Annotated in this window: 24 protein-coding genes; 17 read left to right on the top strand and 7 right to left on the bottom strand. The window is 38.0% G+C overall.

What is annotated here, in order from left to right; translation table 11 throughout:
• The first annotated feature begins 346 nt into the window (after positions 1-346).
• The 3 genes from N178_RS07070 (at position 347) to N178_RS07060 (ending at position 3,817) form a co-directional block, all read left to right on the top strand.
• Complete coding sequence (locus N178_RS07070; protein ID WP_045291521.1) at positions 347-1,549, top strand: macrolide family glycosyltransferase; 1,203 nt, start codon at positions 347-349, stop codon at positions 1,547-1,549.
• A gap of 44 nt (positions 1,550-1,593) precedes the next feature.
• Positions 1,594-2,502: a UTP--glucose-1-phosphate uridylyltransferase GalU gene (gene galU / locus N178_RS07065; protein WP_045291520.1), complete on the top strand. Its 909-nt coding sequence runs from the start codon at positions 1,594-1,596 to the stop codon at positions 2,500-2,502.
• A gap of 103 nt (positions 2,503-2,605) precedes the next feature.
• Positions 2,606-3,817 (top strand): sugar efflux transporter, encoded by a 1,212-nt coding sequence (locus N178_RS07060; RefSeq protein WP_045291518.1) that lies wholly within the window; start codon positions 2,606-2,608, stop codon positions 3,815-3,817.
• A gap of 258 nt (positions 3,818-4,075) precedes the next feature.
• Here the strand turns inward: N178_RS07060 and N178_RS07055 are convergent, their stop codons facing one another.
• Positions 4,076-5,299: an MFS transporter gene (locus tag N178_RS07055; RefSeq protein ID WP_045291516.1), complete on the bottom strand. Its 1,224-nt coding sequence runs from the start codon at positions 5,297-5,299 to the stop codon at positions 4,076-4,078.
• 377 nt (positions 5,300-5,676) lie between these two features.
• Between N178_RS07055 and N178_RS07050 the strand changes: the two genes are divergently transcribed.
• The 7 genes from N178_RS07050 to N178_RS07025 all read left to right on the top strand — a co-directional run bounded on the left by N178_RS07050 (position 5,677) and on the right by N178_RS07025 (position 11,181).
• Entirely contained in the window at positions 5,677-6,048 is a 372-nt protein-coding gene (locus tag N178_RS07050) for a thiol-disulfide oxidoreductase DCC family protein (protein ID WP_045291514.1), read from the top strand.
• A 154-nt stretch (positions 6,049-6,202) separates the two neighbouring features.
• On the top strand, positions 6,203-7,123 hold the full coding sequence (locus N178_RS07045; RefSeq protein WP_045291513.1) for an oxidoreductase: 921 nt from the start codon (positions 6,203-6,205) through the stop codon (positions 7,121-7,123).
• Between the two features lie 179 nt (positions 7,124-7,302).
• Positions 7,303-7,806, top strand: a complete 504-nt coding sequence (locus N178_RS27475) for a DUF3231 family protein (protein ID WP_237758417.1) — start codon at positions 7,303-7,305, stop codon at positions 7,804-7,806.
• A 41-nt stretch (positions 7,807-7,847) separates the two neighbouring features.
• A complete protein-coding gene (locus tag N178_RS27470; protein ID WP_237758416.1) occupies positions 7,848-8,282 on the top strand; it encodes a DUF3231 family protein in 435 nt (144 codons plus the stop codon).
• Between the two features lie 200 nt (positions 8,283-8,482).
• Positions 8,483-9,223, top strand: a complete 741-nt coding sequence (locus tag N178_RS07035; RefSeq protein WP_045291511.1) for a DsbA family oxidoreductase — start codon at positions 8,483-8,485, stop codon at positions 9,221-9,223.
• Positions 9,224-9,421: 198 nt separating this feature from the next.
• Positions 9,422-10,381: a S8 family peptidase gene (locus N178_RS07030; RefSeq protein WP_045291509.1), complete on the top strand. Its 960-nt coding sequence runs from the start codon at positions 9,422-9,424 to the stop codon at positions 10,379-10,381.
• Positions 10,378-11,181 carry an endonuclease I family protein gene (locus tag N178_RS07025; protein ID WP_045291507.1) on the top strand — a complete coding sequence of 268 codons (804 nt, stop codon included), beginning with the start codon at positions 10,378-10,380 and terminating at the stop codon, positions 11,179-11,181. Before N178_RS07030 ends, N178_RS07025 begins: the two co-directional genes overlap by 4 nt.
• 49 nt (positions 11,182-11,230) lie before the next feature.
• Here the strand turns inward: N178_RS07025 and N178_RS07020 are convergent, their stop codons facing one another.
• The gene (locus tag N178_RS07020; protein WP_045291506.1) at positions 11,231-11,692 is read right to left on the bottom strand and encodes a MarR family winged helix-turn-helix transcriptional regulator; all 462 of its coding nucleotides are present in this window, start codon (positions 11,690-11,692) and stop codon (positions 11,231-11,233) included.
• Between the two features lie 279 nt (positions 11,693-11,971).
• On the opposite strand from N178_RS07020, the gene N178_RS07015 reads away from it, so the two are divergent.
• The 4 genes from N178_RS07015 (at position 11,972) to N178_RS07000 (ending at position 15,003) form a co-directional block, all read left to right on the top strand.
• Positions 11,972-12,610 (top strand): biotin/lipoyl-containing protein, encoded by a 639-nt coding sequence (locus tag N178_RS07015; protein WP_045291505.1) that lies wholly within the window; start codon positions 11,972-11,974, stop codon positions 12,608-12,610.
• A 33-nt stretch (positions 12,611-12,643) separates the two neighbouring features.
• Positions 12,644-14,269: a DHA2 family efflux MFS transporter permease subunit gene (locus N178_RS07010; protein WP_045291503.1), complete on the top strand. Its 1,626-nt coding sequence runs from the start codon at positions 12,644-12,646 to the stop codon at positions 14,267-14,269.
• A gap of 62 nt (positions 14,270-14,331) precedes the next feature.
• Positions 14,332-14,760, top strand: coding sequence for a MarR family winged helix-turn-helix transcriptional regulator (locus N178_RS07005; protein ID WP_045291501.1), 429 nt, complete (start codon positions 14,332-14,334; stop codon positions 14,758-14,760).
• Positions 14,761-14,805: 45 nt separating this feature from the next.
• Positions 14,806-15,003, top strand: a complete 198-nt coding sequence (locus N178_RS07000; protein ID WP_045291499.1) for a helix-turn-helix domain-containing protein — start codon at positions 14,806-14,808, stop codon at positions 15,001-15,003.
• A 30-nt stretch (positions 15,004-15,033) separates the two neighbouring features.
• Here the strand turns inward: N178_RS07000 and ytzI are convergent, their stop codons facing one another.
• Complete coding sequence (gene ytzI, locus N178_RS25780; RefSeq protein WP_080890153.1) at positions 15,034-15,168, bottom strand: YtzI protein; 135 nt, start codon at positions 15,166-15,168, stop codon at positions 15,034-15,036.
• 128 nt (positions 15,169-15,296) lie between these two features.
• On the opposite strand from ytzI, the gene N178_RS25775 reads away from it, so the two are divergent.
• Positions 15,297-15,458 carry a YfhD family protein gene (locus N178_RS25775; protein ID WP_074894520.1) on the top strand — a complete coding sequence of 54 codons (162 nt, stop codon included), beginning with the start codon at positions 15,297-15,299 and terminating at the stop codon, positions 15,456-15,458.
• 38 nt (positions 15,459-15,496) lie between these two features.
• Here the strand turns inward: N178_RS25775 and N178_RS06995 are convergent, their stop codons facing one another.
• From N178_RS06995 to N178_RS06980, 4 genes are all read right to left on the bottom strand, one after another.
• The gene (locus N178_RS06995) at positions 15,497-16,504 is read right to left on the bottom strand and encodes a FecCD family ABC transporter permease (RefSeq protein ID WP_045291498.1); all 1,008 of its coding nucleotides are present in this window, start codon (positions 16,502-16,504) and stop codon (positions 15,497-15,499) included.
• Positions 16,501-17,511: a FecCD family ABC transporter permease gene (locus N178_RS06990; protein WP_045291497.1), complete on the bottom strand. Its 1,011-nt coding sequence runs from the start codon at positions 17,509-17,511 to the stop codon at positions 16,501-16,503. The genes N178_RS06995 and N178_RS06990 overlap by 4 nt, the downstream gene beginning before the upstream one ends.
• A gap of 81 nt (positions 17,512-17,592) precedes the next feature.
• Complete coding sequence (locus N178_RS06985; protein WP_045291495.1) at positions 17,593-18,516, bottom strand: iron-hydroxamate ABC transporter substrate-binding protein; 924 nt, start codon at positions 18,514-18,516, stop codon at positions 17,593-17,595.
• On the bottom strand, positions 18,517-19,311 hold the full coding sequence (locus N178_RS06980) for an ABC transporter ATP-binding protein (protein WP_045291492.1): 795 nt from the start codon (positions 19,309-19,311) through the stop codon (positions 18,517-18,519).
• Positions 19,312-19,500: 189 nt separating this feature from the next.
• Between N178_RS06980 and N178_RS06975 the strand changes: the two genes are divergently transcribed.
• Both N178_RS06975 and megL read left to right on the top strand, forming a co-directional pair.
• Positions 19,501-20,550: an NAD(P)/FAD-dependent oxidoreductase gene (locus N178_RS06975; protein WP_045291491.1), complete on the top strand. Its 1,050-nt coding sequence runs from the start codon at positions 19,501-19,503 to the stop codon at positions 20,548-20,550.
• A 154-nt stretch (positions 20,551-20,704) separates the two neighbouring features.
• The gene (gene megL / locus N178_RS06970) at positions 20,705-21,892 is read left to right on the top strand and encodes a methionine gamma-lyase (protein WP_045291489.1); all 1,188 of its coding nucleotides are present in this window, start codon (positions 20,705-20,707) and stop codon (positions 21,890-21,892) included.
• Positions 21,893-21,994: the final 102 nt, after the last annotated feature.

The following is a 21,994-nucleotide window of genomic DNA, read 5'->3' as shown; positions in this document are numbered from 1 at the left end:
CGGCAGCTTGGTATATTGGTTCAGAAACCTCAGATATATGGGAGTTATACAACTTTTAAATAAAAAACGCACCTCTTGCTTGATTTAGCGAGGTGCGTTTTTTATTTGCATCATAATGAAGCACATACATCTATTTACAAACAAGATAAATTTTACAATATTTGTTTTTCTTGAGTTAATTTATAACCATATTCCAAAATGAGCCTATTTAACCTTTTTTTAGTTGAAAACGCTTAATGACTTTACGATAAAGATAATTTATAGTAAATTCAGTTTCTATACAATAAATTTACCAAATTAACAATTAAGTAATTTAATTATTAACTAAGTGAAAGGAATGGATGTTATGGGAAATGTATTAGTGATAGGCTTTCCAGGTGAAGGACATGTGAACCCTTCTTTAGGAATTGTAAAAGAATTGATGGCTCAAGGGGAAAAGGTTGTCTATTATGGCATTGAAGACTATGCTGAAAAAATTAAAAAATCAGGAGCGACATTTCGTGAATACGAAGATTTTCGTCCAAGTCTTGATATGAGTAACCGAATGACTAAAGAAGAGTCTTATGACCGCTATGAAATAATGAACTTATTTTTAAATGAATCTGAAAATATTATTACTAAAATTATGAGTGAAACAAAACATGAAACATATGATTATGTACTTTACGATTATCACCTTTTAGCAGGTTCTGCTGTAGCCGACCTTCTTCAGCTTCCAAAGGTTTCTCTTTGTACGACGTTTGCGTTAAATAAGGAGTTAGCAACTTGTATGATGCCAAGTGGTCAAACAGAACCTGACCAATCTTCCTTTTATCCTCAATTCGAAAAATCATTAAATAAGTTCAACAATCAATATAATACTGAGTTAAAAGATTCCATGGACATTATGTCAAATCCAGGGGATATTACGTTAGTATTTACGTCAGAATTTTTTCAGCCACACGTATCTGAATTTACGAATGAGTACAAGTTTATTGGTCCTTCAATTGTTAAACGACTAGATATTGAAGATCCTTCTTATTTACAAAATGAAAATGAAAAAATTATTTTTGTTTCTATGGGAACTATTTTTAATCAGCAGCTAGAAATCTATAACTTATGTATAAAAGCATTAAAAGATTTTAAGGGTAAAGTTATTTTATCTATTGGTAAAAATACAAAACCTGAAGAATTAGCACACATTCCAGAAAACTTCATTGTGAAACAATACGTACCGCAGCTAGAAATTTTAAAACGTGCGGATTTATTTATTACTCACGGCGGAATGAACAGCAGCAGTGAAGGTTTATACTACGATACGCCGCTTGTCGTTATTCCAATGGCAGTGGATCAATTTATGGTTGGAGATCGCGTGCAGGAGTTAGGAGCAGGCGTGAAATTAGATAAAAATAATGTATCTGCTGAGCTAATCAAAAATACAGTTAACGACGTTTTAACTACTCCCGCATATAAACAGCATGCACAACAAATTGGAGAATCACTTCGCTCAGCAGGAGGATACAAGCAAGGAGTGAAAGAAATTTTCAAGATGGTGCCTGTTAAAGTGTAATAGATGTAAGGCAGCTAGATAACTAACAGAGAGGAGTAAATAATATGAAGACTATAAAAAAAGCAGTTATACCAGCAGCAGGGTTAGGTACTCGTTTTTTACCCGTTACAAAATCTATTCCAAAAGAAATGCTTCCAATTGTAAATAAGCCCGTAATTCAATTTATTGTAGAAGAAGCCTTAAAATCAGGAATCGAAGATATTTTAATTGTTACAGGAAACGGGAAACAAGCAATCGAAAATCATTTTGATCATAATATTCAACTAGAACACTTGCTTGATCAAAAAGGAAAGACCGAACTATTAGAAGAAATGGAGCATATCTCTGAACTAGCAAATATTCATTACGTTCGTCAAAAAGAAATGAAGGGCCTTGGCCACGCGATTAACTGCGCTCGACAGTTTATTGGAAACGAACCGTTTGCAGTTTTATTGGGAGATGACTTAACAGACCCAGACCAGCCTTGTTTAAAACAGCTGATTGACCAGTATAACCAAACGGGTTCGTCGGTTATCGGCGTACAGCGCGTAGAGGAAGAATCCGTTCACCGTTACGGGATTATAGATCCAAAAGCAAATAAAAACAGATTATACGAAGTGAATGGTTTTGTAGAAAAACCATCAGTCGAAGAAGCTCCTTCTAAATTGGGGATTATTGGACGCTATGTGTTTACACCTGACATTTTTGATTATCTTGAAACGCAGGAAGCTGGAAAAGGCGGGGAAATTCAGCTAACGGATGCTATTCAGCGTATGAATATAGACCGTTCTATTTATGCTTACGAATTCGAAGGCGAACGTTATGATGCAGGGGAAAAATTAGATTTTATTTTTACGACCCTTGCTTTTGCGTTGAAAGATGAAGAATTAAAAGCACCTCTTTTAACTAAATTCAAAGAGCTGATCAACAAGGAAGAACAAAAAGAAAAAATTGCTGTACAAATTGGAAAATAACCTTTATTTACACACCTTTCTTCTGCATTTTCTTGAAGAAAGGTGCATTTTTTTGCGGGAATTGAACGTTTGAAAGCTGGATAGAAAGGGTTGAAATGAGTTCATGTCGAAAGCAGAAAATTCATTTGTATCGGGCATAAAGATTGTATTTACAGACCGGGATTTTCGAACAATTTTTATTTCATTATTTATTATTGGATTGTCTGTTGGGGGCTTTATGCCTTATTTAACGGTGTGGGCAACAAATACATTGCATGCCACTTCGTTTCAAGCAGGGTTTTTGTTTGTACCAATGAGCATTATTGGTTTAGTCGTATCGTTTTATTTAGCTTCATTATCAGACAAATGGGGGAAACGAAAGCCATTTATTATTTGGGCGTTACTGATTGGAACCATTTCAAGAGTTCCGTTAGCGTTTACGCATTCTTATACAATAGCACTCATTTTACTTGCTATAGGAGGGTTTAATGCGTTTTCTTTTTTCTTTGCCCTGCTGAACGACTTTATTGTTAAAAAGGAAGACAGCAAATCGCAGGCAGGTACGATTACTGGTACTGTCCGAATGGCGTTTTCACAAGGCTATATTTTTGGACCTATGCTAGGCGCTTTAATCATTGACCACGGAGGGTATACTCTTTTGTTTTTACTATCAGGGTTGTTATCGCTAGCAACTTTAGTATGGGTTCTTTTTGCGCTTAAAGAAGACAGTATGCCTCAAACTTCAGCTCATGCATCTTCAAAAGCGCCAGCTGGTATACCTTCTGTATTAATAGCTGTATTCGTAGCAGCTCTTTTTATTTTTGCCGGTGATTCCGGGCGTTCTATGTATTTGCCGCTCTACATAACGGATACGTTAAAGCAATCCGTTTCGATTGTAGGGATTCTCTTTACCGTTACGTCTATTTTCGAGCTAGTATTTATGCCGTTAGGGGGCTATTTTTCTGATAAGGTCGGAGTTAAACGATTCTTTATCATTGGAATTGCTTGCCAAGTGCTTTATTTTGTTTTAACAAGCCTTCATTTACCGCTTAGTGGATTAATTGCGCTTCAAGTATTTTATGCTTTTATTCTATCCGCTACGATGGGAGTTGGAATGGTGTATGCTCAGTCACTGGCCCCGCGTCAAATTGGACTAGCCACGACGGCATACATGACAGCTATACAAACTTCAGCAGTTGTCAGCAGCTTAGCTATGGGGTCACTAGTCAGCGTGATTCCGTTGCCTTCTACTTTTTACATTTTAGCTGTTTTTGCGGTTATTTCAGGTGTGATGTTTCTATTGATGAAGCAAAAATCAGCTGGGGAAATGAGTTGAAAAGTTAAGAAGAGGGTGGAAGAAAAGTAGTTTGATTAAATTAAAACACGAACTATCTATCAAAAATGGATAAATAGTTCGTGTTTTTTTATAATCATGGTGAACGCAGGAGCGCAAGCGACGAGGAGGCTCATCGGCCGCCCGCGGAAAGCGAAACCTGGCACGGTAAGCAACAGCGGTCGAGCAAGCAGCCCAGATCATGTATCCAGATTGTTCTTATTTGGGTTGAATTCATTTCGGGATGTCCCAGCCTCTTTTTTATGAGGCTGTTTCTTGAATTTGTTCGCTGCGATTTCTATTTGAAATTTTGCGGTAGCGGTAATTAACAAAAGCTGCCGCTGCCATACCTACTACTGAAAGCATCGCATCAAAAATAAAAATAATTGAAATATGTCCCGTTTTAGACATGAGCCCTGTTGCTAAAGGCAATAAAATAGCAGCTAATCCAGCAGCCGTCGCGACAATTCCAGTAACCGTTCCTTTTTTATTCCAAAAAAGCTCGGTCATAACAGTAATCGCTAATTGAAAGACTCCAGCCGTAGAAAACCCCATGAAAAAAGCAGCTGCAATTGCAATAGCAGGTACTTTAACAAACAGAAGCGTAAGTACCGCTATAAGGGTAATCATCGGGTAAACGAGAATAACGGTTACAGGACGAAGCACTTTGCTTAATAATACAGCTAATACTAAAACAGAGATTAAAGCTCCGATGCTGTAGTAGCTTAAAAGGCGAACCGAGCTGCTTTCAGCCATACCTAATACTTGTTGACCATAAGTAGGGAGCCAAATTTGAGCTACCGTAAAAAGCGCTGTAGAAGTAAATCCAATCACAATAAGAGCAATTCCTTCTTGTTTCATGTTAGGAGCAGAGATAAATTTATTCTCTCCTGTATTTTGTTGTTGAACTGCACTCTGTTCGCGTTTATGATTGGGAAAAGGCAGTTTGAACATAAAGATCATATTTAGTAAATAAATAAGAGCAGGAAGAAAAAAAGCATACCCATAAAACAAATCACGATCTGCAAAAAAGGCAATCATAAACGGAAGAAGCGCTGCTCCTGCTGAAATAAATGCTTTTACAAGAACACTGGCTGAGCCTGAAGATTTAGGAAAGACCTCAATTAAAGCAGGGTACGTTCCAGCATCCATAGCAGAGTTTGCAATACCGGCGATAATAGCAAAAATGAAAGCTGTTTGATAATTTGGCGATAATGGAATGCCAATTAAGAAAATAGCCATCGTCAGAGACGAAACAATAATTAAAGGCTTTCGTCCGATTTTATCAGACAAGATGCCTGATAGAGAATATGAAAGCAATTTTCCAATTCCGATAGCAGAAATAATATAGCTGATTCCAGCACCGTCGGTATTTAATTGTTTTGTCAAAAATGACATATTTGATGCAAGCATGATATTGACCATGCCAAGTAAAAAGTAGTTAATATACATACCTGAAGCTGACAGCATGTACTTATTTTTCATCGTTTACACATCCTTACGTAAAAAAGCTTATATGAAATGGATAAAAGTAATCACCTGTTCCTCCTTCTTTCTTCGTCATTTATAAACCTACTTCCATGATAAGTTTACGAACACATTACCCTTACCTTTTATCATTGGATTTATTCAGTTTTTTTAGTATGCGACTAAATGCGTGCATCTAGTGCTTCAAATCAATATGAAATCTATTCTAACATGTTTTTAGCGCTTTAAACCAAAAAAGTGATATTTTATAAAAAAATCCTGTTTTCTTTCGCGGCTTCACAAGAAGTGCCTCCTAATGATGGTTATTAAAAAGGGGAAAAGGGTATTTATAAACTAAGGAAAAGGAACAAAAGAAAGAAAGAAAGGTGAAAATAATGAAGCACAAAGTATTTTTTGATGCAGAATGTCCTTTATGCTACAACGTAAAAAAAATCATTAAAGCGCTGGACTGGACGAACCAAATTCAGTGGATTCCAGTTCAATATATTGAACGAACAGAGTATAGCTACTTAAAAGAAGAGGGAAGAGATTTATATGATCAAATTCATATGGTGACCAAAAAAGGTGAAGTTCTAGCAGGATTTGAAACGGTTAGACGACTTTTGGCTATTTTACCTCTTACATGTCCAATTGGTGTACTTCTGCATTTACCATTGATGAAAAAAGCGTTTAGTCCGCTATACAAATGGATATCCACAAACAGGTACGACTGGTTTGGACGCTATGATTCGCCGCGGCTTACGTAAACATATAAAAGGGACGAGCTTTGAAAAAGCTTGTCCCTTTTGTTTTGAAGACATTATACTTTATACATACTTTAATTTTTTAGAAACGTAAATTTAGTGTGACTGAGACGCGTACATTCTAGAAAACAGCTATAGCTGAAAGGGAGAACTTTATATGACAACAAAATGGACAGCTGAACGAATGCCCGATGTAACGGGGAAAACAGCCCTTATAACGGGAGGAAACAGCGGTATTGGGTTTGAAGCAGCAAGGGCTCTAGCAGCTCGCGGAGCAGAAATCATTCTTGCTGTGCGTAATAAAGCAAAAGGGAAAGAAGCTAAACAGAGAATTAAAGCGAATAATGGGAATGCTAAAGTGACTATTATGTCATTAGATCTTAGTGACTTGAGCTCTATTCGGCATTTTGCCAATCAATTTCTTCAACAATACTCGTCTTTGGATCTTCTCATTAATAATGCAGGCGTGATGGTGCCGCCCCACAGCAAAACGAAAGACGGATTTGAACTGCAGTTTGGCTGTAATCATTTAGGGCATTTTGCACTTACAGGTTTGCTGCTTCCTTTACTAACGGCCACTTCACATTCACGTGTCGTAACGGTAAGCAGTATAGCCGCTAATTCTGGAGAAATCTATTTTGATAATCTCGACGGGGAAAAAGGCTACAGTCCTATGAAGTTCTATAGACAAAGCAAACTCGCCAACCTATTGTTTGCCAAAGAATTGCAAACTCGCTTAGAAGCAGCCGGATCAACGACAATTAGTGCCGCTGTACATCCAGGTATTTCAAATACAAACCTATTATCACGCGGTTCAGGTAAAGAACCAAACGGCTTGTTGAAATTTTTAGTCAAGCTATTTAGTCAATCTGCAGAGATGGGCGCGCTGCCTACTCTTTATGCAGCCACTGAATCAATAGAAGGCGGTACATATATTGGACCAGACGGAAAAGATGCTAAAAAAGGATATCCTGTAAAAGATATGATGGGAGATGTTTTATTTAAACCGGACGTAGCGGAAAAACTATGGAGCGTATCTGAGGACTTAACAGGTGTTGAGTACTCGTTTCGTGCTTAAGATAAAAAACAGTTCTGTAAGTGCGGAGCTGTTTTTTTGTTGCCCAAAAGCTATAGGTAAGAGGGTTAAATAAAAAAAGAATGTAAGATAGCATAATGATAAGTAAACGTACAATGAGTATGTTCTCTTTCGAGCGACCAAAGCACTCAACAAAGCTGAAGAAGCGGAGGGAAGTAACAGTGCCTGACAAACGTAGTATTACCTCAAGTGAAATTGGAACGCTGTGGATGACATATCAGCAGAAAACGTTAATCATTTGCTTGTTGGATTATATGATCGAACATGCAGACGATGAAGATGCTAAAACTATTATGATAGACTTGCGTGAGCAGCTTATTATATACATACGAAAGATAAAAACAATATTTGAAAAAGAAGGAGCCGTAGTGCCAACGGGGCTTTCATCTCAAGACGTAAACGTACAGGCTCCAAAACTATTTACTAATGGATTTGATATTATGTTTCTTCGTGTTATTAAAGAAATTAGTATGGGGATGTATACATTAAGTTTAGGTAAGGCCTACAGAGAAGACGTGTTGAAATTTTATCAAGATTTAACAAAGATTACGCAAGGTTGTTACGATTCCTGTACGCAGTATTTACTGAAAAAGGGATTTTATCACGCCCACCTTATATTCCGATGCCAACCACCGTTGAGTTTGTTTCTGACAGAAAATATTTGAGCGGCTTAAATGTGTTTGCAGATAAAAGAGTATTAAATACGATGGAGCTAGCTCAGCTTTATCACGGGGTCGAAACAAACATTGTGGGGATGAAGTTAATGAAGGCTTTTTCTCAAACGGCTAAAGATACCGAAGTCAAAAAGCATTTTTTGAAAGGAAAAGAGCTCAGTAAAAAGATTATTACACGTCTAGAGGAAGTAATTATACAAGACGATATTTCACCTTCCGTTGCCTCAACAGGAAGCATAACTCCTTCTGAGACGTCTGCTTTTTCTGATCGTTTGATGCTGACATGCGATATTTTACTGAGTAATTTTAGTATTGGAAGTCAGGCATTTGGAGCAGCCTTTAGTTTTCGAAGAGATATTGTGGCTAAAATGATGCTGATAGGAGAAGATGCGTTTCAATATGCAAGAGAAGCAACAGAAATTATGATCAAAAAAGGGTGGCTTGAAGTTCCCCCAAGCATTAATTAGCTAATATGAAAATACGTATTTACATGATGCCCTTCTAAAAGCAATGAATTTAAAATAAGTGAGATAAAAACACGGTGTTGATTTAATACACTTAGTATGTAAACCAACACCGTGTTTTTGCTTTGTTTGAGCAAGTTATGATGGAAATTTTTCAAAGGTATGCTACGATAAGAATTATCTTGAATTGAAGAGGTGTCACGATGAAAATAGAAGTTTGGTCAGATTTTGTCTGTCCTTTTTGTTATATTGGAAAGCGTCGATTAGAGCAAGCGCTTCAGCAATTTGCACACAAAGATGATGTGCAGGTTGAATTTAAAAGCTTCGAGCTAGATCCAAATGCCCCAGTTAATACTGGTAAAACGATTAATGAAGCTCTTGCTGCTAAATATGGAATGACCATTGAACAAGCAAAACAAGCAAATGAAGGTATCGGCCAGCAGGCAGCTGGTGTAGGATTATCCTTTAATTTTGACGATATGAAGCCAACTAATACATTTGATGCTCACCGCTTAGCTAAATTTGCAAAAGCTCAAGGAAAAGAAGCAGCCATTACAGAAAAACTCTTATATGCATACTTTACTGAATCAAAACATCTAGGTGAAGAAGAGACGCTGGTTGCTGTTGCAGAAGATGCAGGTCTTGACCGAGAAGAAGCACGTCAAATTCTCGCGGATAAAAACGCATACGCAAATGAAGTGCGCAGTGATGAAGCAACGGCTCAGCAATATGGCATTAGCGGTGTTCCATATTTTGTTGTTAATCAAAAATATGCGATTTCAGGTGCACAGCCAGTCGAGACATTTGTGGGGGCTCTCCAACAAGTATGGGAAGAAGAAAATCCGACTCCCACTTTGAAGAGCCTGTCTCCAGAAGGCGCAGATGATGCCTTTTGTGCAGATGGTCAATGTGCCGTTCCTGATTCTTCTAAAGACCAACAATAAATAAAAAGCAGAGGCGGAAATTTTGCTTCTGCTTTATTTATTTGTAAAAAATTCAACAAAAATACAAACAAGTGTTCTTGTTTTGTGTTATAATAAGTTTAGAAGCAACAAACCTCGATGAGTGAACTCCAAAAATAAGCGATTAAAAGTGATCCCACCATGAACTAGCTTCCATTTAATCCTGCAGGGGGAATCTAAATGAAGAACAAAATGCGCATTATCCCATTTCAAGTAGTTGAACAATTGAATCAATTTAATGAAATCCCGCAAGGAGTAGCTCTAATTGGAGCAGAGGAAGTATGGAAGCAAACAAAGGGACAGGGAATAACCGTAGCGGTTTTGGATACTGGCTGTGAGGTTACACACCCAGATTTGCAGGAGCGAATTATGGGAGGAAGAAATTTTACGCACGATGATCAGCAAAATCCTGATGTTTATCAAGACTATAATGGTCACGGTACTCACGTTGCAGGCACAATTGCAGCAGCGCATAATGGAATGGGTGTTGTAGGAGTGGCGCCGGAAGTGAATTTACTTATTCTGAAAGTACTTGATGAAAATGGTTCAGGTCAATACGAGTGGATTATTCAAGGTATTAACTACGCTATCGAGCAAAAAGTAGATATCATTTCAATGTCACTTGGAGGTCCGTCGGATGTACCTGAGCTACATGAAGCGATTCAAAGTGCTGTCGATCAGAATATTTTGGTTGTCTGCGCAGCGGGAAATGAAGGAGATGGAGAAAGCTCCACAGATGAGTTTGCGTACCCAGGCTCATATAATGAAGTGATTAGCGTAGGAGCCGTTGATTTAGAGAAACGTTCTTCAATATTTTCCAACTCGAACAACGAAGTGGACTTAGTGGCTCCAGGAGAGAAGATCGTATCAACTTACTTGAATGGAAAGTATGCCGCACTGAGCGGAACTTCTATGGCAACACCTCACGTAGCGGGAGCTTTGGCATTGATAAAAGTTCTTTCAAATGAAACGTTTGGAAGAGAACTTACAGAACCAGAGCTTTACGCACAGTTAATCAGAAGAACATTTCCATTAAATGAATCACCAAGAGAAGTAGGAAACGGATTTGTGCACTTGACCGTTGTTGAAAAGCTGTTGCGTGAAATTCAACGTCAGATGACTTCAGAGGTGATCGGATGAGAAGCAGTTTAGATATGTTAATGATGGAAAAGCAGCAGGCAAAAGCTCTTTATCACGAATACGTAAACAATCGAAGTTATTATGATGAAAAGACGGATGAAGAGAGTAAAAATCTTTATTATCGAGGTACTCTCTTTAAAAGAGAAGCCATGCAAGCTTTGTTAACGGAAACGCATCAGCATTTGCTGAGTTATTCGCCGCATAAATATGTATATCCATGGGTGGATCTACAGGAAAATGGAGAGCTGAAGAGTCTGTATTCAGGGAAAGGCATGGATCCGTTAGAAGCTATACAGCAAGATATTGATCAACTTCAGTCGCTTAGTAACTCATCTGTTTCAAGCAATGATATACTGCTAAACTGTGAGCACGTTGTCCCGCAATCTTGGTTTGGAAAACAAGAGCCTATGAGAGGCGATTTGCATCATTTATTTGCGTGTGAACCTTCTTGTAACAGCCGAAGAGGTAATTCTTCTTATATTGACTTCCCGAATTATACACCGGAAGTTAAACAATCAGATGTGAAAGAAGGGTGCGGTAAAGCAGAAAAAGGTAAGTTTGAACCCGAATATGGAAAAGGAATTGTAGCTCGAGCTACGCTTTATTTTTTAATTCGCTATCATAATAAAATTGACTCTTCACGAGTAGATCTTCCTCTTTTACTAAAATGGCATGAAGAATTTACCGTGTCACTTTATGAAAAACATCGAAATGCAGCAATTTTTGAATTGCAAGGCAACCGAAATCCTTTTATCGATTTTCCTGACAAAGCAGGTGCGTTAATGAGTTCTGCTTTCTAAAATAGCGAAGAGCTCCGCTTCGAATTGAAGCGGAGCTCTTTTGGATAATCTAATATGAAAATCCATATTTATCACTTAAAAGGGCATCCATTTTATTTAATAAGCGAAAATATTCTTCCTGTTCTTCTACAGTTAGAGCTGCTAGCATATCTTTTAAAAATACATTTCGCTTTTCTGTAATCATTGAAACAAGCTTTTTTGATTCATCTGTCAATGAAACCCACACGACTCTCCGGTCTTTTTCGTCTCGCACGCGCTGAATGAGAGATTCTTCTTCCAATTGATTTAATAAGCTAGTTGTAGCGCCCGAGGTTAAGTGAAGTTTATTTGAAATATCTGCCACCATATACTTTGTGCCGCTGGCAATGTAGTTTAAGATATAAAATTTAGTGGGTGTTAAGTGATAAGGCTGTGTTTTTAATGTTTCTTCGACTAAATGTCGTATATATTGAAAAAAAGATGTGTTAATTTGATAAAGGTGTTCAATTTTTGATTCTAAATTGTTATCCATGCTAGCTTCCATCTCCTTATACACTACGGACATATATAAACTAACTCTAAAATAAAATGAAACAATTGTAAAGGATGGCAATGATTATCTTTAACCACCATTATTATTTTTAAATTAATATCTTTACGGAAAAATATCTTTATGATAAAGTTATTTAGGTAGTTAACCAAATAGATGATTATAAAGAAACATATTTCCTAATAGATGGAGATAATATCTTTATTAAAAAGCTATATAAGAAAGTAATTTTATTAGTGAAATATCAAGGAGGAGTAATGAATGTCTAGAAGTCGCTTAATGGTAACAAATTTTATTGGAATCATCGTTATTTTGGCTTTATTAATTGGAGGAGGGTATTATTACGTTCAAAAATCCAACTATATTACAACGGATAACGCTAAAGTATCTGGAGATGTATACAACGTAATTGCACCTGCAGCAGGTAAAGTAGCAAGCTGGACAGTGGAAGAAGGAACTGATGTATCAAAAGATGCTGAAATTGCTAAGATTCAAGCTGAAAAAGGCTCTGTAGCTGCTATAGTACCAGCAGATGGAAAAATTATTCAAACAAATGTAAAAGAAAATCAAATGGTTCAAGCTGGACAGCAAATTGCAACGGAAGTAGATATGAAAAATCTATTTATCGTAGCGAATATCAAAGAGGATCAGCTTAAGGATATTAAAGAAGGCGACGATGTGGATGTAACAGTAGACGGAGATAGCAGTACAAAAATTGACGGTAAAGTTGAAGAAGTGGGATATGCAACTAATTCACTTTCATCTTTAACATCGAATTCAAGCTCGGATGGAAACTACACAAAAGTATCTCAAACGGTTCCTGTAAAAATCTCTATTTCTAATTATTCAGAGCATGTGCTACCAGGAATGAACGCTGAAGTAAAAATTTCGAAAGACTAATTCTTACTACAAAAGTTCAAGAAGGGAGGAAATATGATGACAGCCAGTATAGAGAATACAAGTGATGGATCCATCAAAAAGCATATCCCGCTATTAATTGTGTTAATGCTTGGTTTGTTTCTTGCGATATTAAACCAAACGTTATTAAACGTAGCCATCCCGCATTTGATTACTGAGTTTGGCGTAACAGCAAATACAGCTCAGTGGTTGTTAACTGGATATATGCTTGTGAACGGGGCGTTAATTCCGCTTTCAGCTTTTTTAATTGAACGATTTGGTGTGCGTCGCTTGTTCTTATTTGCAATGTTTTGTTTTACAGTAGGGTCATTGATTTGCGGAATTGCACCTACATTTTCAATTATGCTTACCGGCCGTTTAATTCAAGCTATTGGCGGAGGTGTCTTATCGCCTCTTGTTATGACCATTATTGTGTTTATTTTCCCTCCTCACATGCGAGGAAAAGGGATGGGCATTTTTGGATTAGCCATGATGTTCGCACCGGCTATTGGTCCAACATTATCTGGATGGGTTATTCAAAACTATGATTGGCACATCCTTTTTAACGGCATGGTGCCATTAGGTGCCATTGTATTAATTATTGCTTTCTTTCAATTAAAAGACATTCAGCCTCCAAAGGATGTAAAAGTTCACATGCCTTCGGTTGTGACATCACTTGCAGGTATGGGATTATTGCTCTACGGATTCAGTGAAGCTGGAAATGACGGCTGGACAGATTCAGTTGTTCTTTCTACAATCATTGGCGGGGCGGTTCTTTTAATTATATTTGTTCTTCAACAAATTAAATCTGAAAAGCCGCTATTGGATATGCGCGTGTTTAAATATAATATTTTTTCACTATCAAATATTATTAGTATTGCGATTACAATCAGTATGTACGCAGGTATGTTCTTGCTTCCAATTTACTTGCAAAATATCCGCGGATATTCTGCTTTTGATTCAGGACTGCTGTTGCTTCCTGGCGCACTTGTTATGCTGGTTATGTCGCCGATTTCAGGTACATTGTTTGATAAAGTGGGACCTCGCCCGCTAGCAATCGTTGGTATGCTCATTACATCTATTTCAACGTTTGAATTTACGAAGCTGACGATGGATACACCTTTTAATCATATTTTAGCGATTTATATTATCCGCTCGTTTGGTATGTCACTTTTAATGATGCCAATTATGACAGCCGGTTTGAATCAGCTTCCGCAGCGACTAAGCAGTCACGGAACGTCAATGTCTAATACGCTTCGTCAAGTAAGTGGTTCAATTGGTATTAGTTTAATGACGACTATTTTTACGAACCGTACAACGTATCACGTAAATGAAATCAGCAGTTCTATGAATACGTCAGATCCATTCTTTATGAATAGCTTTCATTTATTTGTACAAAAAGTAGCTGCTACTTTGCATTTATCACAAGATCAAGCTCAGCAGCAAGCGCTGACGATTTTATCTGGAAAAATGACGCAGCAAGGTACGATTCAAGGTATTAACGATGCCTTCTACTGGGCAACAGCGATTTCTGTTATCGGTTTAATCTTAAGTTTCTTCCTTCGTGACGTACGTAAAGATAAAGTAGTCGAAGAAAAGAAATCAGAAGCTCAAGAGGAAGATATTCGTATGCTTCCAGCTCCGAAAAGTATAAATTCATAAGGTGCTACAGAAATCTAAAGTTCATCATAAAACATGTTGGAGAGAAAGGGGCAGTGAGGTGGATGGATCCATTGATATTTGGTGAAGAAATTCAAAGAATCTCAATATCTTTAAACAAAAAAGTAATGACAAATGTAAAAAGCCTTTTACAGCATTACGGAATTACCCCTTTTCAATATCATATTTTACTGATTGTTGAACGTGCAGATGCAACACCTGTCACCAAAGTGGCAGACGAAATGAAGGCGAGCCCAAGCGTTATCACAGCATCGATTACACGTTTGTATGAACTGAACCTTGTGGAGCGCTACCATTCAAAAAGAGACCGGCGTAAAGTTATGGTTGAACTTACAAACAAAGGGAAACAAGTGATTCAAGCTGCTGAGAAAGACATGCAGCACGGGGGTGAAAAACTGTTTGCTTGCTATAAAGAAGAAGAACAGCAGCAATTTCTCACGCTCTATCGGCAGCTAGATGAACATGTGACTTGAACTTGAGTAGAAAAAAGTATATTGAGTTAAGCGGAGTGAGTGTAAATGAATAAAGAAACGGTAAAAAACATTCGGAAAAACTACAATATGAATCAGCGAAACTTCGCCCAAGCAGTGAACTGCAGCTTTTCTTTAATCGCACTGGTTGAAGTGGGCAAGCGAAGAGTAACAAAAAACTTGGAAAACAAAATTAAGCAAGCATTTCAATTGAATGATCATGATTTAAAAACAATGCAGAGCTAATACAAAAAGTAGGTGTGAAACGAGCGCACCTTACTTTTTTTTGTCTTGTTTTTTTGTAAGCGGATCTACGGTATGTTTGTAATCATAGGCTTTCGAAGTGGTAACTACGCACAGCAGTAAAATAACAAATACAATGATAATAGAGAGCGTAATAATGATGATCATATAAAACATCCTTTCTCTTTCTTATTACATATGCTTTCGGTCTTATTGGTAAAATTCCTTCTTTCTCCACATAGTGCAGAAACGACAAACGCATACTAGTAACAGTCTAGAATAAAGGAGTGTTCATTATGAATGAAAAAGAGTTGAAAAAACAATTAAAAAAGGTAGCGGATTATCCTGCATCTAAAGCAGATGGAGTAGATGAAGAGTTTTCTCGTGAATTAGCAGATCAAGACGATTTAGAAGCACAGGCTAGAGCGAACGCTGCAGATGAAAGACAAAAAAAATAATAACTAGACGCGCTTCTTCTAAGAAGCGCGTCTGTTTATTATTTTTTTAAAAGCAAATAAACAAAATAAGGAGCACCTATTACGGCGGCAATAATTCCTGCCGGTATACCGTTAGGATCTGCAATGTTATGTCCTATAGTATCAGCAATCAGCAAAAGCCAGCCGCCAAGTAAAATAGCAACGGGAATAAAAAGCTGGTTTCTCGGTCCAACTAAGCCCTTTGCAATATGAGGAGCAAGAAGCCCAATAAAGGCCACGCCGCCTGTAACTGAAACTGCTGCTGCCGCTAATGCAACCGCTGCTAAAAGCAAGGTTACACGCTCTTTCTCCATAGAGATACCTACTCCAATAGCTGCAGCTTCATTTAAGTTAAAAATATTTAATGAATTCGCTTTATACAATATAAAAGGAATTAATACAAGAAGCCAAGGTAGAAGAGCCCATATAAAAGGCCAGTCTGCTCCCCAAATGTTTCCTGCAATCCATTTAGCAATAAAATCAACTTTGGCACGATCAGCTGATGACATAATCACAACCATCATTCCAGAAAGTGCCATGGAAAAACCTACGCCTGTTAAAATAAGCTTTACAGGCTGCAGCCCTTGGCTTTTACTATATGCGCAAAGATAGATAAGACCAGCTGTAAATAAGGCGCCAATGAACCCTACTAACGGAAGGGCATAGACGAAAGAGCCAGCTTCAATTGGGAAAAATAAAAAGAATACAGCAATTGCGACACCTGCCCCTGAATTAATTCCTATAATTCCAGGTTCCGCTAAATCATTGCGCGTAACCCCTTGTAAGATAGCTCCTGACAAAGCAAGAGCCATTCCAGCTAAAAGGGTAATAAGAATTCGCGGAAGTCGAATTGAAAAAAGAACGAACTCATCTGTAAAATTCCCTTTACCAAAAAGAGTAGGAAACACTTTATTATAAGCAAGCGGTGCATCACCGAGCCCCATTCCTATCACAATGGTTACAAGAATCAAAGCAGTGAGCAGCGTCATAATTATTCGTTGTTTTCTGATAAGCGCTGGGTGAATCATGAGAATGCTTTTCCTCCTTTACGAACAATGGCTAAAAAGAAAGGTAAACCAATCATCGATACAATTGCTGCTATCGGTGTTTCATAAGGAGCACTTACTGTTCGGGCCAATGTATCCGCCAGCAGCATGAACGCTGCGCCAGTGATAGCGGACATAGGGATAATATAACGATAGTCGGTTCCTACTACTCCTCGTACAATATGAGGAATCATCAAGCCGATAAATACCATGTTTCCAACTAGCGCCACAGAAGCGCCGGCAAGAAGAATCATGACGATAAATAAAATGGTTTTGACTTTTGTGGTTTGCTGCCCTAATCCTACAGCGACTTCTTCATTTAAGCTTAAAATAGTAAGCTGCCTAGAAAGCAGAAGGGCAATGAATATACCTCCAACAATAAAAGGAACAATGATTTGAAGCTGTTCCCAAGAAGTGCCTACCATTCCGCCAGCTGTCCACATCGATACATCTTTTGAAATTTTAAAATAAATACCTACGCCTTCTCCGATCGCATAAAGAAACGCTGAAACGGCAGCCCCGGCTAGTACAATTCGAAGCGGAGAAAAACCCCCTCTTTTTATAGCAGCAATTCCAAACACCAGGATTGCTCCAACGCCGGCCCCTATAAAGCAAGCAATCGTAATACCTAAATAATTTACAGAAGGGATAAACGCAATTGTTACAGCTAAAGCTGCATTTGCGCCAGAAGTTAAGCCTAAAAGTCCTGGATCTGCAAGTGGGTTTCTTGTCATACCTTGCATAATCGCCCCTGATACTGATAAAGCAGCCCCCACAAAAACAGCGGCGATTTCACGGGGGAGGCGAATATCTCGGATGATCGAAATCTGTTCGTTTACACTGCTTGATGAAAGTGCTAGCCACACGTCTTTTATCGATATATCAGCAGCGCCAAAAACCATTGAAGAAACAAACATTATGAGGAATACGAGCAGCATACCTATTAATTTATATAAAAAAGGAATGAAACGCTGATTGTCTTTTTTCATATAACACCCATCTTTTCATGTAAGAATAAATTTAGTAAAACAAAGCAAGAGGAATTCTAAAAAGAATTCCTCTTGAATGAATTACTTACCAAGAAATTTTTGAGTAAAGAAATCTAATTGATAATCTAATGTGATTGGATCATTAAAATAAAATTCTTTTGCATTCGCTTCAAATACGTGATTATTCTTTACAGCAGGAATATTTTTGTACGTATTTGTTTTCTCAAATGATGTATCTCCATCTTGGTTTTTGCTAAAGATTAAATAATCTCCGGCATATTCAGGAAGAACCTCCGGTGAAATCGCATAGTACCCATCTTTCAAAGCCATTTCCTTTACTTTCTCCGGCATCTTTAATTTCATTTCTTGATAAAGAATTTCCGTTCCGCGTCCCCAGTTATCGCCAAACACATAAAGCTGCTTGTCAAAGTTCTCAATAACCGAAACCGTGGTATCTTCGCCAATTTTAGCTTTGATGTCAGATCCAGCTTTTGCCGCACGCTTTTTAAAGTCGTCTACCCATAATTGTGCTTCTTTTTCTTTATTTAAGAGCTTTCCGATTTCTACATGCTGAGTAAGGTAATCTACTTTATTGTATGTATACGTCACAGTAGGGGCAATTTTTTTCAATTTATCAATGTTTTTTGTATTGGATAAGCCAATAATTAAGTCAGGCTTTAATTCAATGATCTTCTCTAAATTTTCGTCTGATACTTCTTCAACGCCTTTTAATTTTTTTTCAAAGCGGGGATTCATTTTAGACCATGAGTCCACTCCGACAATGTTAACACCTAAAGAAAGTACGTTACCTGCATAGGAACCTAACACAACAACACGTTTCGGATTAGACGGAACTTTTACAGGGCCGTCTTCAGATTGATATGTAATCGTCTTGGATTCGCTGTTTCTTTTGCTAGAATCGTTTTTGCTTTCAGTTGAACCGTTGCCGCAGGCGCTGATAAGTAGTACGAATATGAGCATGAATGGAAGTAGTAGTTTTTTCATTTAGTTATCTCCTCTTAATAAATTATACGTGATACACATCGGTTTATTTGTTCTCGGATCTCGTCCAATTTCAGCATCAATATGAAAAACTTTTTTTAGAACGTCATGTGTAATGACTTGTTCACACGTTCCGGCTTTGACAATTTCTCCATCTTTTAAAGCAATGATATAATCCGCGAACCGAGCGGCTTGATTTAAATCATGAAGCACCATTACAACTGTACGCTCCTGCTCTTTGTTTAGTTTTTGCAGGAGTTCTAGTACTTCTAACTGATGTGCCATATCCAAGTAGGTAGTAGGCTCATCGAGAAATATAATATCGGTTTCTTGAGCTAAAGCCATCGCAATCCACACTCGCTGACGCTGACCGCCTGAAAGAGAGTCAACGGGACGAAACTTGTAGTCTTTTGTTCCTGTTACTTCAAGTGCCCAGTCAATCGTGTGATAGTCTTCTTTTGATAGGCGCCCAAAACCTTTTTGATAGGGAAAACGCCCATAAGATACGAGTTCTCCCACAGTTAAGCCGCTGGCACTTTCTGGCGTTTGAGGAAGAATGGCCATTTTTTTAGCGAGTGATTTTGTATGTTCTTTTGAAATGTTTTCCCCATCTAAAATAACGGAACCAGATTGATGAGAAATAATGCGGGTAATGGCTTTTAAAAGCGTTGATTTGCCGCATCCGTTTGAACCAATAATCGTTGTAATCTTTTTGTCTGGAATGTTAACGCTTAAATCTTTTACTATTAGACGTTCACCATAACTAATATGTAATTCTTCTGTATATAGGCGAACCATATCTGAACCTCCGTTTATGTTTAATACAACGAATATATGATAATGATTATCAATATCGTTTTCTTTACATACTATAATTCGAACGTTTTGGTATGTCAATAGTTATTTTTATTGTCAAAACGTTGAAGAAGATGTATATTTAAATGAGAATGATAATCAATAACGGTTGATTGTAAGGAGTGAACGTGCATGACACAACATGAACTTTTTGATGTGACAATTATCGGTGGGGGACCGGCTGGCCTTTACTCGGCCTTTTACAGTGGACTAAGAGAAATGAAAACAAAGCTGATTGAATACCAGCCAAAGCTAGGCGGGAAGCTTCACGTTTATCCAGAAAAAATGATTTGGGATGTGGGCGGACAAACTCCTGTTGCTGGTGCAAAGCTTATTGAACAGCTTGTCGAACAAGGGCTGACGTTTGATCCAACTGTTGTTTTAAATGAGAAGATTGAATTGATTTCTCGCTTAGAAGATGGTATTTTCCAGCTAACGAGTTCTTCAGGTGAACATCATTACTCTAAAACCATTATCCTTGCTGTCGGAGGAGGTATTTTAAACCCGCAAAAGCTCAAAATTGAAGGAGCAGAACGATTTGAAGTAACAAACCTAAACTATACGGTTAAATCTCTGCAGCATTTTAAAAATAAAACGGTGATTGTTTCAGGCGGAGGCAATTCAGCCATTGATTGGGCAAATGAGCTAGAGCCCGTTGCTGAAAAAGTGTATATTGCGTACCGAAACAGTGAACTAAATGGTCATGAAGCACAAGTGAGGCAATTAACGAACAGTTCAGCGCAGTGTCTGCTTAATACATCTATTACAAAATTAGTGGCTGATGCTACGCATGAATTTATAGAAAAAGTTGAACTGACTAATCATCAAACCGGTGAAATTGCTTACTTGCCGATTGACGAAGTTATTATTAATCACGGCTATGAAAGAGACACAGAGCTGTTAAAGGGCAGTGAACTACATATCAAAACTATTGATGACTATTACATCGCAGGTAATGCAGCAAGTGAAACGTCTGTAGAAGGCATATATGCAGCTGGAGATATTCTCATGCACGAAGGAAAAGTCCATTTGATTACCGGCGCTTTTCAAGATGCTGCTAATGCCGTAAACAAGGCAAAACAATTCGTTCAGCCCTCTGCTGCTAAGACAGCTATGGTTTCTTCTCATAATGAAGTATTCAAAAAGCGTAATTCAACACTAATTAAACAAATGATGAAGTAAAGCGAGGTGCAGTGTGCATGTCGCTTCTTTCTCTACGGTGGAATTATCGACATGAAGAGGCAGGGAACGAAAAAAGGAAAGAGAAATATAATAAAAGAAAACGCTTACATTTTTTTAAATGACACAGCGCTTGTTTGCATAAGGGGGAAGCCGTATGAAAGAAAAAAAGAAATATCAGTTTGAAACAAAAGCCATTCACGCAGGGTATGAGTCTAAACATCATTTTGACAGTTTAGCTCCTCCTATTTACCAAACTTCCACATTTACATTTTCATCGCTTGAACAAGGTGCAAACCGATTTAGCGGAGCAGAAAATGGTTATGTATATTCCCGGTTATCTAATCCAACGGTCACTATTTTAGAAGAGCGTATGGCCCAGCTTGAAGAAGGCGAAGCCGCTTTGGCATTTGGATCAGGAATGGCTGCAGTATCGGCTGTATTGATTGGACTTACAAAAGCAGGCGATCATATTTTATGTTCTAAAGGAGTATATGGATGCACGTTTGGTCTTCTAGAAATGCTTGAGGAAAAATATCAGATCCATCATTCTTTTTCCAACTTGGAAACTGAGGAAGAAATTCTTGCTGCTATCAAAGAAGATACAGCATGTATTTATATTGAAACACCGATTAACCCGACTATGACTTTAGTAGATTTAGAGTTAGTTGCTTCTATCGCCAAACAAAAAGGAATTCCTGTGGTAGTAGACAATACCTTTTCAACTCCTTATTTGCAACAGCCGCTGAAGCTTGGGTGCGACTTAGTCATTCATAGCGCAACAAAATTTATTGGTGGACACGGAGATGTTGTAGCAGGAATTGTAGTAGGGAACGAAGAGGTTATTTCCGTACTGCGCAAAACGACGCAAAAAGATATCGGAGGCATTCTTTCACCGTTTGATGCTTGGCTATTACTCCGAGGCTTAAAAACGCTGGCCGTTCGAATGGATCGTCACTGTGAAAATGCTGAACATATCGCAAAACAATTAAGTCTCCACCCCAAGGTGAAAGCCGTTTATTATCCAGGTGATAAAAAAAGCACTGCTTATTCTCTCATGCAAAAGCAAATGAAAAAAGGAGGGGGGCTTCTCTCCTTTGAAGTGAAAGGAGGTTATGAAGAAACCGTAAAAGTGGTTAATCAGCTTAAGCTCATTTCTATTGCGGTGAGTCTTGGAGATGCTGAAACACTTATTCAGCATCCTGCCTCGATGACGCATGCAGTTGTGCCGGAAGAAGCTCGGAAAGAAATGGGAATTTCAAACGAACTCCTTCGTTTATCAGTTGGACTGGAAGCATGGGAAGATATTATGAGAGATTTACAGCAGGCATTAGATAGTATATAACAAACGCTCAAACAACGCTTGAAGTATCTTAAGGATATTTCAAGCGTTGTTTTTTGCTATCAACCGTATGTCATCACTCATACATCCTTTTTTGCGAATAGA

The organism is Priestia aryabhattai B8W22 (assembly GCF_000956595.1).
Taxonomy (GTDB): domain Bacteria; phylum Bacillota; class Bacilli; order Bacillales; family Bacillaceae_H; genus Priestia; species Priestia aryabhattai.
The sequence above is the reverse complement of the archived record's forward strand: the minus strand, read 5'-3'. Positions and strand labels throughout refer to the sequence as shown.